The following is a 13,496-nucleotide window of genomic DNA, read 5'->3' as shown; positions in this document are numbered from 1 at the left end:
CGGCGCAAACCAAAGGTTTGCGCCGCTTTCGCCGTCTAACGAGAGGGTCACTCCCACTTCGTGGCGAAGGTGAAGCCCACCGCCATGAAGCCGATGCCGACCAGGAGGTTCTTCTGGCCCAGGTCGTTGAAGACCCAGATCTTGTCCAGGTGGTCGTTGGCGAAGACGTAGAAGACGCAGATCCAGATCAGGCCGATGACGAAGCAGCCGAGCATGCCGACCACGACGCCGCGGCCACGGCCCAACGGGGTCTTCGGGTGAGCGGCGACGGCCAGGCCCAGGAAGAGCAGGACGAAGCCGATCAGGTAGTTCCACCCCTCGAGCTTCTGCACCGGCTTCGGCCCGGTGAAGTCGCCACCGACCTCGTTGGGGCGGACCCCGACGTAGTAGTAGGCGATCCAGCCGATGCCGAGGGCGATCAGCAGCAGGGCGACCCCGAAGCGCGGAGTGAAGATCGGCTCCTTGGGAAGGTCGAGATCACTCTTCTTCGAGAGCTTGAGCTTGGCCACGGGTGATGCTCCTCAGACAAATGTGATTGCTGCGCATACCCTAATGGTCGTGAGCTCCGGAACCCAGGCGAACCCCACACCTAAACCAAAGCGCTGGTCCCGCGTGACCTCTTGGCGGCTTGGTACGCCCGTCGTGGTGCTGCTCTGTGGCGGCCTGCTCGCGGTGAGTTTCGTGAACGCCGACGGCACCGACCTGCGTCCGGGCCGCTACGAGGACCTGGCGACGCTCGTCGACGGCGAGCGGATCCGCTACAACCGCCTCGAGGCCCAGCTGACCGACCTGCAGAGCGAGGTGGACCAGCTCACCAGCGGCGTCACCGACAAGGACGTCAAGAAGCTCCAGCACCAGTCCGCGCGGCTGGCCGATCCGGCCGGCACCTCCGACCACAGCGGCGCCGGCATGCAGATCGTCCTCGGCGACGCGCCCTCGGAGGTCCAGGAGAGCTACACGGGTGACGACCCGAACTCGCTCGTCGTCCACCAGCAGGACATCCAGGCCGTCGTCAACGCGCTCTGGGCCGGCGGCGCCGAGGCGATCACCATCGCCGGCAAGCGGATCATCACCACCACCGGCATCAAGTGCTCCGGCAGCACCGTGCAGCTCGACGGCGTCCCCTACCCCCAGCCGTACGTCATCGAGGCGGTCGGCGACCCCGACCGGCTGCAGGCCGCGATCGACCGCGACAACCACGTGCAGAACTACCGGGCCGACGCCCGCGACCCCAACGTCCAGATCGGCTGGTTCCTCAAGCCGCTGACGTACCTCACCGCGCCGGCCTACGACGGCCTGCTCGACGTGAAGTACGCGAAGCCCCTGCCTCAGGAGAAGTGAGACAGGGGCTTCGGCTGAGCCTCGGCGTCCGGGGCTACGGTGCCGCCGGGGTGCTCGGCGGGAGCGCAGGGTCGCACGTCGGCGGGTCACCCGGGTCGGCGGTCTGCGTGGCCGACGCCGACGGGTTGGCCGGGTCGGTGCCGGGCACCAGCGTCTGACAGCTCGGCAGGGCCTCCTCCTTCGTCGAGACGAAGATGATCACCTCGCCGTCCTGCGCGAGCGGCGTGCCCTTGGCCGGCGTCTGCTCGACGACGGTGCCCTTGGGCTTGTCGGTGTTGGGCTCGTCCTTGCGTACGGGCGTGAACCCGGCGTTGCGGAGGATCTCCTCGGCCTGCTCGGCCGTCTTCCCGACCACGTTCGGGACCTTGTTCGGGCCCTTGGAGACGGTGAGGGTGACCACGGTCGACTTGCCGGTCGTGACGCTCTCGCCGTCGACCGGGTCGGACTCGATCACCGTGCCCTTGGGCTTGTCGGAGTCCTCCGTCTCGATCTTCACCGTGAAGTTGTAGGGATCACCCTCGAGCAGATCCTTGGCCGTCTTCTGCGGGGATCCGATCACGTTGGGCATCTCCCGGTTGGGTGGCCCGGTGGAGACCGTCAGGGTGACGGTGCTGCCCTCTTCGACGTCCTCGCCGGCTGACGGGTCCTGGGAGATCACGACGCCGACGGCGACGGTGTCGCTCGACTCCTGCTTGATCGCGCCCTTCAGCTTGGCCGTGCTCAGCTCGGCCATCGCCTTCTCCTGGGTCAGACCGGTCACGTCGGGCGCAGGGGTGGTCTGCGGCCCGAGGGCCGCAGGCAGGAAGTAGGCGCCCAACCCGATGAGGCCGACGATGACCAGACCGAGCAGGATGAGCACCCACGGGCGCGGGCCTTCGGGGCGGTCGTCCTGGGGCGGGTAGTAGCCACCGTTGGTGGGGTCGCCACCGTAAGGGCCGACAGCGCGGTTCTGGGCGACCTGCGTCTGGTCCATGCTCGGGGGCACGGTCGCCTGGACCGGACGCCCGGCGAGGTAGCGCTCGATGTCGGTGCGCATCGCCTGCGCAGACTGGTAGCGGTCCTCGACCCGCTTGGCCAGCGACTTCATCACGATCGCGTCGAGCTCACGGGTCAGCGTCGGGTCGTGGGCCGAGGGAGGCTGAGCCTGCTCGCGTACGTGCTGGTAGGCCACCGACACCGGCGAGTCGCCGACGAACGGCGGACGGCCGGTGAGCAGCTCGTAGAGGAGGCAGCCGGCCGAGTAGACGTCAGAGCGGGCGTCGACCTGCTCGCCGCGGGCCTGCTCGGGGCTCAGGTACTGCGCGGTGCCGACCACGGCCGCGGTCTGGGTCATCGTCGACTGGGCGTCGTTGAGAGCCCGGGCGATGCCGAAGTCCATCACCTTCACGTCACCGGCCGGCGTCAGCATGACGTTGCCCGGCTTGATGTCGCGGTGGATGATCCCGTTGCGGTGGCTGTAGTCGAGAGCGTTGAGCACGTCGGAGCTGATCTCCAGCGCCCGCTCGGGCAGGATCTTGCGACCCTCACGGAGTACGTCGCGCAGCGTGCGGCCGGCGACGTACTCCATCACGATGTAGGGCTGGGCCACGCCGTCGTCGGACTTCTCCTCGCCGGTGTCGTAGACCGACACGATCGAGGGATGGTTGAGCTTGGCCGAGGACTGCGCCTCGCGCCGAAAACGGGCCTGGAAGGTCGCATCGCTGGCGAGATCGACCCGCAGCCGCTTGATCGCGACGACGCGGCCGAGCCGGTGGTCGGTGCCCTTGCGGACCTCCGCCATGCCGCCACGGCCGAGCAGCTCGCCGACCTCGTAGCGACCGGCCAGGAGAGCTCCCTCAGCCATTGCCGCCCCCGTTGCCGTTGCCGCCGCCGCCATCGGTGTTCTCGTCCCCCGGAAGATCAGGGATGCCCCAGTCGGAGGACTCTCCGTCGGTCGGCTCCTCCTCGTCGCTCTCTTCCTCGTCGGGCTCCTCCTCGGCGGGAGGCTGCTCGACCACGGGGCGCTCGCCGTAGTAGCGGATGGTGATCGGGTCGCCCTCGTAGAGGTTGCGGGTCGGGTCGAGGCCGGCGACCGTGTCGGGCTCGTAGCTGCCGTCGTTGTTCTGGACCGCCACCTTGACGTTCAGCCCGAGATCGCTCAGCTCGGAGCGCACCTCATCGACGTTGCGGCCGACGTAGTCGTTCTCGTCGATCTCGACGCGCTGCGGCTCCTCCTCGGGCTCCTCCGACGGGGTGGGAGTGGGGGAGGCCGACGGAGTGGTGGACGTGTCGTTGGCCGGAGGAGTCTTCGGGTCCGCCGCGAGGGTCGAGATGATCCAGATGATCGCGACGATGACGGCCACGAGCATCAGGATGATGACGATGTTGAACGGCTTCTTGTACCAGGGCTTCTGCTCGTCGTCCTCGTCGTACCGGTCGTACGGGTCCTGGTAGCGAGGCGGCGGCGGGCCCTCGGGACCGCCCGCGGCACCCTGCATGCCGACGTAGTTCTGAGTGGGCGAAGGCACCGGGTCCATGACCGACGTCGCGGTCGCGTCACCGGGCGCCGCCGCGGCGACGACGGTGGTGGCATCGGCGTCCGGGTCAGCGGCGCCGTGACCGATCATTGCGCTGGTGAATGCGGCCGCGTCGGCGTAGCGGAGGCTCGGGTCCTTCTGCAGGCTCCGCATCACGATCGCGGCCAGATCGGCGGGGACGTGGTCGGGCAGCGGCGGGACCGGGTCGTGCAGATGGGCGATCGCGGTCGCGACCGGGGTCTCCTTCTGGAACGGCCGGTAGCCGGCCAGGCACTCGAAGGCGACCACGCCGAGGGAGTAGACGTCGGAGGCGGGCGTGGCCTTCTCGCCACGTGCCTGCTCGGGGCTGAGGTACTGAGGTGTTCCCATCACCTGGCCGGTGCCGGTGATGCCGGTCGAGGCCTGCGCGCGGGCGATGCCGAAGTCGGTGACCTTCACCTTGCGCTGCGGGGTGACCAGGAGGTTGGCGGGCTTGACGTCGCGGTGGACGATGCCGGCCCGGTGCGCGGCGGCCAGAGCATCGCCGGCCTGACCGAGCAGGTCGCGTACGACCTCGGGGGCCAGCGGACGGCCGTCACGGAGCAGCTCGGAGAGCGGCTTGTGGTCGACCAGCTCCATCACCAGGAACGGTCGCATCAGGCCGGAGGCGGTCGGCATCTCGCCGACGTCGTAGACGGCCACCACGTTGGGGTGGTGGAGCGCCGCGGCATGCTTCGCCTCGGACTCGAACCGGGAACGGCCGATCGGGTCCTCGGCGTGCTCGGGCTTGAGGAGCTTGATCGCGACCTCGCGGTTGAGGGTCGTGTCAGTCGCTCGCCACACCTCGCCCATCCCGCCGGTGCCGATGAGCTCGTGGAATACGTAACGACTCATGAGATCGCTGCCTCCATCATGGCCTTCGCGATTGGGCCGCCCAGCCGTCCGCCGGCGATCTCGCTGCGTTCGGTGCCGCTCTTCTGGACCATCACGGCGACCGCGATGGACGGGTTCTCCGCCGGGGCGAACGAGGTGAACCAGGCGTACGGCGGCTTGTCCGGCGTGGTCTGCGCGGTGCCGGTCTTGCCGGCGACGCTCACGCCGTCGATGGCCGCCGCCTCGGCGGTGCCGTTGTCGACGGTGCTGACCATCATCTGGGTCAGGATCTCGGCGGTGTCCTGCGAGACCGCAGGCTGGTTGTCGATCGGGGTCGGGTTGCCCTGGTCGATGACGTCGAGCGAGGAGGACGTCACCCGGTCGACGAGGTAGGGCTTCATGACCTCGCCGCCGTTCGCGATCCCTGCCGAGACCATCGCCATCTGCAGCGGGGTCGCGATCACGCTCTGCTGACCGATCGCGGCACGGGCCTGCTCGGCCTTGCCGTCGTTGGGCGGGTACTGGCTCTTGGCAAGCGGGCCGATGTCGTCGAGGTAGTCCTGGCCGAAGCCGAACCCCTCGGCCTGCTCCTGCATCTCCTCGTCGGAGAGCTCCATACCGAGAGAACCGAAGGCGGTGTTGCAGGAGACCTCGAGAGCGTGGGTGAGGGTGATCTGCTCGCCGCCGCAGCTGGTGCCGTTGAGGTTGGGCAGGTCGGTCGTGGTGCCGGGGAGGTCGAGCGACGCACCGCCGTAGACCATGCTGTCACCGTCCATGCCGAGGTTCTCGATCGCGGCCGCGGCGGTGACCAGCTTGAAGGTCGATCCCGGCGGCAGCGCGGTCTGGATGGAGCGGTTGAGCAGCGGCTCGTTCTCGTCCTTCGAGAGCTGGTTGTAGGACTTCGTCGCAGCACCGAAGTCGTGGTTCGCCAGCTTGTCCGGGTTGTAGGTCGGTGTGGAGGCCATCGCCAGGATCTTGCCGGTGCTCGGCTCGATCGCCACCGCCGCCGCCTGGACGTCGTCGCCGAGAGAGGTCAGGCCCTCGTACGCAGCGTCCTGGACCTTCGGGTCGATGGTGAGCTCGACGTTGCCGCCGGACGGCTCGGAGTTGGTGACCAGGTCGACCAGACGGTTGGTGAAGAGCTTGTTGTCCTGACCGGACAGCACCGAGTTCTGGGAGCGCTCGATCCCGGTCTGGCCGTAGGAGTAGGACATGAAACCCGTGATCGGGGCATACTTCTTGCCGCCGGGGTAGGTGCGCTGCCACTCGTACTTGTCGTCGCTCGGCTTGCTGGTGGCGATCGCCTTCTTGCCGACCAGGATGTCGCCGCGCTGCTGGGAGTAGGCATCTTCGGTGACCCGCCGGTTGTCGGCTCGGTCGTTGTACCAGTTCGCCTTGAAGAACTGTACGTACGTCAGGTTCAGCATCAGCGCCACGAACAGGATCAGGCAGCCGACGCTGAGCGTACGGATGGGGCGGTTCACTTGCTCATCGCCCCTTTGTCGAGCTTGACGATCTGGGTCTCCTCAGCGGCGAGGTCTTCATCGGACGGCGCCGTCGGCAGTGGACGGCGGGACTGGTCCGAGACGCGCAACAGGAGGGCCACGATCACCCAGTTGGCGACCAGCGAAGACCCACCATACGAGAGGAACGGTGTGGTCAGACCAGTCAGCGGGATGAGCCCGGTCACGCCACCGACGACCACGAAGGTCTGCAGCGCGATCGAGGTGGCCAGGCCGACGGAGAGCAGCTTGCCGAAGTCGTCGCGGGCCACGATCGCGGTACGCAGGCCGCGCTCGACGATCAGGCCGTAGCAGAGCAGCAGAGCCAGGAGCGCGGTCAGACCGAGTTCCTCGCCGATCGCCGGGACGATGAAGTCGGAGTTGGCGTACGGAATTCGCCAGGGCTCGCCCGAGCCGAAGCCGCGGCCGATCATGCCGCCCCAGGCCATCCCGAACAGCCCTTCGACCAGCTGCCCCGACGAGGTCACGCCATCATCGCCCACGGGGTAATACTTGAACGGGTCCAGCCAGGTGAACACCCGGACGCGGACGTGGCTGAACAGGGTCAGAGCAGCGAAGACACCACCTGCGAAGAGCAGGCCGCCGACGACGATCCAGCCCTTGCGCTCGGTCGCGACGTACAGCGTCACCACGAAGAGGCCGTAGAACAGCAGGCTGGAGCCGAGGTCGCGCTGCAGCACCAGGATCGCGAGGCTGATCGCCCACATCATCAGCAGCGGCCCGAGGTCGCGGCCGCGGGGCAGGTCGATGCCGGCGAATCGGCGCCCCGCCAGGGCGAGCGCGTCGCGGTGGACCGCCAGATAGCCGGCGAAGCAGATCACCAGCAGCACCTTGGCGACCTCACCGGGCTGGAAGCCCACCGGACCGATGTTGATCCAGATCCGGGCGCCGTTGATCTCCTTGCCGATGATCGGGAGCATCGGCAGGATCAACATGACCACCGCGCCGAGGCCGGCGGTGTAGGTGAACCGCTGCAGCATCCGGTGGTCGGGCACGAAGAAGAGCGTGATCAGGAACAGCGCCACGCCGATCGTCATCCAGGTCAGCTGCTGGCCTGCGAAGTCCGCATTCTCAGCCGCCGGGCGCGACAGGTCGAGCCGGTGGATCACGGCCAGACCGAACCCGTTGAGCATCGCCACCAGCGGAAGCAGCACGGGGTCGGCGTACGGAGCCAGCAGACGTACGCCGATGTGGGCCGCCACCAGGAGCGCGACCAGCCAGGTGCCGTAGCCGACGATGTCGACCGGGATCTCCTCCTTCACCCCCAGACCGACCGCGGCGTACGCACCGATCCCGACCACCAGGGCCAGGATCAGCAGGACCAGCTCCGCTCCCCGCCGTGACCGGTGGACGAAAACGGGCATGGAACTAGCCGGTGTGAAACCGCTCATGACCCGCTTCCCGCGTCCGCGGCGCTCTGGTCCGCGAGAGACTGCACCTTCTCCTGGGCGCCGGCGAGGTCCTTGCTGTGGATCCCGTCCTCGAGCTGGTTCTGGTAGGTCTCGGCCAGGTCGGCGACCTTCAGGTTGGAGGTCTGGTAGGGCTCGGAGAGATCGAGGCCGATCATCGTGGTGGGTACGCCGCGGAAGATCGTGACATTGCCGTCCTGCTCGCCGATGTACCACTGGTTCTGCGACCAGACGAACGCGGTCGCAACGGCGATCCAGACGACGCCGAGAAGGGTCAGCAGCCCGAAGGCCCAGCGCAGCTTCAGATACTTGGCCGGCGCCTGGAGCGCGTAGCGCATCTCCTCCGGGTCGGCGGCGATCGCGCCGTCGGGGATCTCCTCGTCGATCGGGTCCAGCTCGCCGGTGTCGCCCATCCGGTGACCGCGGAAGAGGGCGGTCATCTGGCCGGTCTTGGTGGTCTTCCGCTTGAGCTCGGCCGCCGCGCCCACCATCTGGGCCTCGAGGCCCGGGGACGGGATGGTGTCGCTCGGCACCACGTCGGCGACCACGCAGGTCACGTTGTCGGTGCTGCCGGAGTCGAGGGAGACCCGGACCAGCTCGACGGCTGCGTACTCGGGCGTGCCGGTGGCCAGGATGTCGGCGATCCGCGGGTCGTCGACGTAGCCGCAGACACCGTCGCTGCAGAACATCAGCCGGTCGCCGGCGACGAGGTCGACGATGAACAGGTCGGGCTCGAGCTCCCGGGTGCCGTCGAGGGCCTTGAGGATCAGGTTGCGGTGGGGGTGGGTCTTGGCCTCCTCCTCCGTGATCCTCCCCTCGTCGAGAAGCGTCTGCACGAAGGTGTGGTCGTGGGTGACCTGGTGGATCGCGCCGTTGCGGAGGAGATAGGCGCGGCTGTCGCCCACGTGGCCGACGGTCAGCTTGGAGCCGTCGAAGAGGCCGACGGTCGAGGTCGTGCTGGTGCCGTTGAGCGTCGGGTCGTGGTCGACCAGGTGGCCGATCTCGTCGTGGGCCATGTGCAGCGCGTGGGAGACCAGGCCGATCAGGTCGTCGTCGACCAGCCCGAGGGCCGGCTCCTCGTCGAGCTTGCGCAGCTGCTGGACGGCCGTGCTGGAGGCGATGTCACCGCGGGCAGCGCCGCCGACACCGTCGCAGACGGTCAGCAGCCAGGGGCCGGCGTACCCGCTGTCCTGGTTGTCCTTGCGCACCCGGCCGACGTCCGAGACCGCCGCGAACTCGAGGCGGAAGGGTCGTCCGTCGGCAGAGCCGGGGCTGGGTGCGGGGTCGGGGGTGGGGTCGGTCGCAGCGGTCACTTGCGCAGCTCCAGGATTGTTTTACCGATCCGCACCTGGGTCCCGAGAGAGATGGCGGTCGGCTGATTGATCCGGACGGACCCGATGTAGGTGCCATTGGTCGATCCGAGGTCCTCCACGAACCACTGGTCGCCGGAGACGGCGATCCGGGCGTGGCGGGTGGAGGCGTAGTCGTCATCGAGGATGATCGCGGCATCGCTGCCGCGGCCGATGACGATGGGTGCCTGCGAGAGAGGCACGGTCACACCGGCGTTGGAGCCGGTGGTGACGGCGACATGCGTGGGTACGCCGCGCCGCGGTGCGCGCGCAGCGGCAGCCTTGCCGCGAGCCGGCGGGGCCGCGGGCTGGCCGCCGGCGGAGGCGTTGGTGACCCGCGCGCCGAACATGTCGGAGCGGATCACCGACAACGCGGCCAGCACGAAGATCCACAGGATCGCCAGATAGGCGACCCGGATGAGGAAAAGGGTCAGCTCGCTCAACGGCGCTCCTCCACGATATGCGCGGTGATGACGGTGGTGCCGATGCGCACCTGAGAGCCGTCGTCCAGGGTGGCACTCGCCATCTTCTGCCCGTTGACCAGCATGCCGTTGGTCGAGCCGAGGTCATAGACCTCGACGCGCACACGGTCGCCGGCCTGCTTCGAGCGGAACTCGATGTGGCGGCGGCTGATGCCGGGGTCGTTGATGCGCAGGTCGGCGTCGGTGCCCCGGCCCACGACGAGGTTGCCGTGGAGCGGGTGCCGGGTGCCGTTGATCTCCAGGTAGGCCTGCGCGCGGCTGACCTGGGTGTCGCTCATGTCGGCGCCGGAGACGGCGGCCTGGGCGCGGCTGCGCACCCGGAACCGGCCGATCGTCAGGTCCTTCGCCTCGCCGAACTCGATGCTCACGCGGCCGGGGAAGACGAACCCCTGCGCCTCGGCGTGGTCCATCAGCTGGCGCTTCAGCTCTTCCTTGAGGTGCGGGCCGTACGACTCCAGCTTGCTCAGGTCGCTGGAGGACAGTTCCACGAAGAAGTCGTTGGGGACCAGGCGCCGCTGGCGGCTGAGCACCTGGGCGTTGTTGTCGATCTCGCGCTGGAGCGCGGCGACGATCTCCACCGACTTCACCTCGGACCGGAACGCCTTCGCGAAAGCGCCTGAGATGAGCTGCTCCAACTTCTGCTCGAACTTCTGCAGGCCGCTCACGTTGTTGCGCTCCTCTCAGGTGCCGGGGGTGGGCCGGTCGGGGTGGGTGGTCAGTCGCGTACGGGCACAGTGGTCCCCGGGATTCGGCCCGATCGTATCGGTGCACCCTAGGGGATCTGCCACTTCCCGCATTCTGCGTGGTTTCGATCCTCCCACGATCGGGTGACCACCAGCGTCAAGGCGACCGGGGTGCCGTCGTTTTGGGTCGGTGGACGCCCGTGGGCTAACGTTTCCTCTGCTGCACGCGCGAGTGGCGGAATAGGCAGACGCGCACGGTTCAGGTCCGTGTGTCCGAAAGGACGTGGGGGTTCAACTCCCCCCTCGCGCACCACCACCGAAGCCCCAGGGATGACCTGGGGCTTCGTGCATTTCAGGGCGAATCCTGAAGAACGCAGTCGATCATCCACCAAGGGTGACGCGGCGGGCGCGGTCGGTTGCGACGCTCGGTGGGTATCCGCCGACGACTGGAGCCATTGCGATGCCGAACCGTCCCGACTCTCACGCCCGGACCATGCTGCCGATCCCGGACCGGCCGACTGCGGCGCACACGACGTACGACGCCAAGGATCCCGACACCGCCTACCCGCCGATCGAGCCGCTGCTCCCGCCGGACGGAGCGCCCAACGTACTGGTCGTCCTCCTCGACGACGTCGGCTTCGGCGCGGCCAGCGCCTTCGGAGGGCCCTGCGCCACGCCGGTCGCCGAGCGGCTGGCGGGCAACGGTCTTCGCTACAACCGGTTCCACACGACGGCGCTGTGCGCCCCGACGCGACAGGCGCTGCTGACCGGGCGGAACCACCACTCCGTCGGCATGGGCAGCATCACCGAGACGGCCACCTCGGCGCCCGGCAACAGCTCGCTGCGGCCGAACACCAAGGCACCGCTCGCGATGACGCTCAAGCTCAACGGGTACTCGACGGCACAGTTCGGGAAGTGCCACGAGGTCCCGGTCTGGCAGACCTCGCCGCTCGGCCCCTTCGACGCCTGGCCCTCGGCCGGCGGCGGGTTCGAGACGTTCTACGGCTTCATCGGCGGCGAGAACAACCAGTGGGACCCTGCGCTCTACGAAGGCACCACCGCGATCGAGCCCCCGGCGACGCCCGAGGAGGGCTATCACCTCACCGAGGATCTGGCCGACCACGCGTGTTCCTGGATCCGCCAGCAGAAGGCGCTGATGCCTGACCGGCCCTTCTTCGCCTACTTCGCGCCTGGCGCGACCCACGCTCCCCACCACGTCCCCCAGGAGTGGATCGACAAGTACGCCGGCAAGTTCGACGACGGCTGGGACGTCCACCGCGAGCGCACCTTCGCGCGGCAGAAGGAGCTCGGGGTCATCCCCGCGGACGCCGAGCTGACCGCCCGCCACGACGAGATCCCGGCGTGGGACGACATGCCGGACGAGCTCAAGCCCGTGCTCGCCCGTCAGATGGAGGTGTACGCCGGCTTCCTCGAGCACACCGACCACCACGTCGGCCGGGTGATCGACACCATCGCCGACCTCGGCGTGCTCGACAACACCATCGTCTACTACATCATCGGCGACAACGGCGCCTCAGCCGAGGGCACCGTCAACGGCGCCTTCAACGAGATGGCCAACTTCAACGGCATGGCCGCGCTGGAGACGCCCGAGTTCATGCGGGCGAAGATGGACGAGTTCGGCTCGCCCAGCTCCTACAACCACTACTCGGTCGGCTGGGCGTGGGCGATGAACTCGCCGCTCCAGTGGACCAAGCAGGTCGCGTCGCACTGGGGCGGCACCCGCAACGGCACCATCGTGCACTGGCCGGACGGGATCGACGACCCGGGCTCGGTGCGATCCCAGTTCACCCACGTGATCGACCTGGCGCCGACCGTCCTCGAAGCGGCGGGGCTGCCCGAACCGGCCATGGTCAACGGCGTCCAGCAGTCGCCGATGGAGGGGACGAGCATGCTCTACACGTTCCGAGGCGCGAACGAGCCCGAGCGGCACGACCTGCAGTACTTCGAGATGTTCGCCAACCGCGGCGTCTACCACAAGGGCTGGAGCGCGGTCACCAAGCACCGCACCCCGTGGGTGATGGTCGGCGGAGAGCTGCCGGCGTTCGACGACGACGTATGGGAGCTCTACGACGGCACCACGGACTTCAGCCAGGCGAGGGACCTCTCGGCGGAGCACCCCGAGAAGCTCGCGGAGCTGCAGCGGCTCTGGTTGATCGAGGCGGTGAAGTACGGGGTGCTGCCGATGGACGACCGCACCGGCGAGCGGCTCGAGCCGGCGATGGCCGGCCGGCCGACGCTCGTCCACGGCAACACCCAGCTCTTCTTCCCCGGCATGGGACGGCTCTCGGAGAACAGCGTGGTCAGCATCAAGAACAAGTCGTTCTCCGTCACCGCCGAGGTGACGATCCCCGACGCCGGCGCCGAGGGCGTGATCATCGCCCAGGGCGGCCGGTTCGGCGGCTGGACGTTCTTCGCCCGCGACGGTCGGCTCAAGTTCGTCTACAACGTCCTCGGCATCCAGCAGTTCCCCGTCGTCTCCGAGTCCCTGCTCGCGGCGGGAACCCGCCAGGTCCGGGTCGAGTTCGCGTACGACGGCGGCGGCCTCGCCAAGGGCGGCGACGTCACGCTCTACGACGACGGCAAGCCGGTCGGGGCGGGTCGGGTGGCGATGACCCAGCCGATGGTCTTCTCGGCCGATGAGACCACCGACATCGGCTACGAGTCCGGTACGACGGTCTCCTCCGACTACACCAGCCGGACCAGCCGGTTCACCGGCAAGATCGCGTGGGTCCAGATCGACCTCGGCGACGACGTACATGACCACTACATCGACCCGGACGAGCGGTTCAGGATTGCGATGGCACGTCAGTAGCGATGTCACAGACGCACCGTGTGTCCCGTCGGAGGGGGTGAACATCGGGAATCACCTGAACACAGGGAGACATCATGAACATTGCCCTCTGGATCGTCGCCGGCGTATTCGGCATCGCCTATGTCACCGGCGGAATCGTCAAGCTGACGATGCCGTACGAGAAGTACACGGCCAAGACCCGCTGGCCGGAGGACTTCACGCCCGGCAAGGTGAAGTTCATGGGCGCCGTCGAGACGCTGGGCGGCCTCGGTCTGATCCTTCCGGGGCTGCTCGACATCGCGCCGGTCCTGGTGCCGGTCGCGGCGTCGTGCATGGCGCTCTACATGGCCGGCGCGGTCACCGAGCGGGTGCGGCGCAACGAGTACAAGGAGCTGGCCGGTGACCTGCTGTTCTTGGCGGCGATGGTCTTCATCGCATGGGGGCGCTTCGCGATCGAGCCGTTCTAGGTCCTGAGCGCAGCCACCTTTTGAGTGATGCGCCCGCGGAACCGGGTCGCTAGCCTGACGCC

At 68.2% G+C, this 13,496-nt stretch carries 11 protein-coding genes and 1 tRNA gene; 4 read left to right on the top strand and 8 right to left on the bottom strand.

What is annotated here, in order from left to right; translation table 11 throughout:
• Nucleotides 1-47: 47 nt before the first annotated feature.
• Nucleotides 48-509 carry a cell division protein CrgA gene (locus ABTX24_RS04325; protein ID WP_141802023.1) on the bottom strand — a complete coding sequence of 154 codons (462 nt, stop codon included), beginning with the start codon at nucleotides 507-509 and terminating at the stop codon, nucleotides 48-50.
• A gap of 43 nt (nucleotides 510-552) precedes the next feature.
• On the opposite strand from ABTX24_RS04325, the gene ABTX24_RS04320 reads away from it, so the two are divergent.
• Nucleotides 553-1,341, top strand: coding sequence for a DUF881 domain-containing protein (locus tag ABTX24_RS04320; protein ID WP_160026082.1), 789 nt, complete (start codon nucleotides 553-555; stop codon nucleotides 1,339-1,341).
• Between the two features lie 34 nt (nucleotides 1,342-1,375).
• Here ABTX24_RS04320 and pknB read toward each other — a convergent pair whose 3' ends face one another.
• Genes pknB through ABTX24_RS04285 form a run of 7 tightly spaced genes read right to left on the bottom strand, consistent with a single transcriptional unit; the run spans nucleotide 1,376 to nucleotide 10,137 of the window.
• Complete coding sequence (gene pknB / locus ABTX24_RS04315; RefSeq protein ID WP_160026081.1) at nucleotides 1,376-3,184, bottom strand: Stk1 family PASTA domain-containing Ser/Thr kinase; 1,809 nt, start codon at nucleotides 3,182-3,184, stop codon at nucleotides 1,376-1,378.
• Entirely contained in the window at nucleotides 3,177-4,730 is a 1,554-nt protein-coding gene (locus tag ABTX24_RS04310; protein ID WP_350837670.1) for a serine/threonine-protein kinase, read from the bottom strand. The genes pknB and ABTX24_RS04310 overlap by 8 nt, the downstream gene beginning before the upstream one ends.
• Nucleotides 4,727-6,193 carry a peptidoglycan D,D-transpeptidase FtsI family protein gene (locus ABTX24_RS04305; RefSeq protein ID WP_350837668.1) on the bottom strand — a complete coding sequence of 489 codons (1,467 nt, stop codon included), beginning with the start codon at nucleotides 6,191-6,193 and terminating at the stop codon, nucleotides 4,727-4,729. Before ABTX24_RS04305 ends, ABTX24_RS04310 begins: the two co-directional genes overlap by 4 nt.
• Entirely contained in the window at nucleotides 6,190-7,596 is a 1,407-nt protein-coding gene (locus tag ABTX24_RS04300; RefSeq protein ID WP_350837666.1) for an FtsW/RodA/SpoVE family cell cycle protein, read from the bottom strand. The genes ABTX24_RS04305 and ABTX24_RS04300 overlap by 4 nt, the downstream gene beginning before the upstream one ends.
• 23 nt (nucleotides 7,597-7,619) lie before the next feature.
• Nucleotides 7,620-8,954 (bottom strand): PP2C family protein-serine/threonine phosphatase, encoded by a 1,335-nt coding sequence (locus ABTX24_RS04295; RefSeq protein ID WP_160026077.1) that lies wholly within the window; start codon nucleotides 8,952-8,954, stop codon nucleotides 7,620-7,622.
• Entirely contained in the window at nucleotides 8,951-9,433 is a 483-nt protein-coding gene (locus tag ABTX24_RS04290; RefSeq protein ID WP_141802030.1) for an FHA domain-containing protein FhaB/FipA, read from the bottom strand. The genes ABTX24_RS04295 and ABTX24_RS04290 overlap by 4 nt, the downstream gene beginning before the upstream one ends.
• Nucleotides 9,430-10,137 (bottom strand): FHA domain-containing protein, encoded by a 708-nt coding sequence (locus tag ABTX24_RS04285; RefSeq protein WP_045550788.1) that lies wholly within the window; start codon nucleotides 10,135-10,137, stop codon nucleotides 9,430-9,432. Before ABTX24_RS04285 ends, ABTX24_RS04290 begins: the two co-directional genes overlap by 4 nt.
• A gap of 244 nt (nucleotides 10,138-10,381) precedes the next feature.
• Between ABTX24_RS04285 and ABTX24_RS04280 the strand changes: the two genes are divergently transcribed.
• The 3 genes from ABTX24_RS04280 to ABTX24_RS04270 all read left to right on the top strand — a co-directional run bounded on the left by ABTX24_RS04280 (nucleotide 10,382) and on the right by ABTX24_RS04270 (nucleotide 13,434).
• Nucleotides 10,382-10,468, top strand: a tRNA-Leu gene (locus ABTX24_RS04280).
• A gap of 147 nt (nucleotides 10,469-10,615) precedes the next feature.
• Nucleotides 10,616-12,988 carry a sulfatase-like hydrolase/transferase gene (locus ABTX24_RS04275; protein ID WP_350837664.1) on the top strand — a complete coding sequence of 791 codons (2,373 nt, stop codon included), beginning with the start codon at nucleotides 10,616-10,618 and terminating at the stop codon, nucleotides 12,986-12,988.
• A gap of 74 nt (nucleotides 12,989-13,062) precedes the next feature.
• The gene (locus ABTX24_RS04270) at nucleotides 13,063-13,434 is read left to right on the top strand and encodes a DoxX family protein (RefSeq protein ID WP_350837662.1); all 372 of its coding nucleotides are present in this window, start codon (nucleotides 13,063-13,065) and stop codon (nucleotides 13,432-13,434) included.
• The last annotated feature ends 62 nt before the right edge of the window (nucleotides 13,435-13,496 follow it).

It is taken from the genome of Nocardioides sp. NPDC127514 (genome assembly GCF_040302125.1).
Classification (GTDB): domain Bacteria; phylum Actinomycetota; class Actinomycetes; order Propionibacteriales; family Nocardioidaceae; genus Nocardioides.
Note: the sequence above shows the minus strand (reverse complement) of the source record. Positions and strands in the feature narration are given on the sequence as shown.

Bases quoted from the DNA above. Each gene is read 5' to 3' on its own strand.
- ABTX24_RS04320 (WP_160026082.1), top strand. From the start codon at position 553: ATGGTCGTGAGCTCCGGAACCCAGGCGAACCCCACACCTAAACCAAAG.
- pknB (WP_160026081.1), bottom strand. From the start codon at position 3,184: ATGGCTGAGGGAGCTCTCCTGGCCGGTCGCTACGAGGTCGGCGAGCTG.
- ABTX24_RS04310 (WP_350837670.1), bottom strand. From the start codon at position 4,730: ATGAGTCGTTACGTATTCCACGAGCTCATCGGCACCGGCGGGATGGGC.
- ABTX24_RS04300 (WP_350837666.1), bottom strand. From the start codon at position 7,596: ATGCCCGTTTTCGTCCACCGGTCACGGCGGGGAGCGGAGCTGGTCCTG.
- ABTX24_RS04275 (WP_350837664.1), top strand. From the start codon at position 10,616: ATGCCGAACCGTCCCGACTCTCACGCCCGGACCATGCTGCCGATCCCG.
- ABTX24_RS04270 (WP_350837662.1), top strand. From the start codon at position 13,063: ATGAACATTGCCCTCTGGATCGTCGCCGGCGTATTCGGCATCGCCTAT.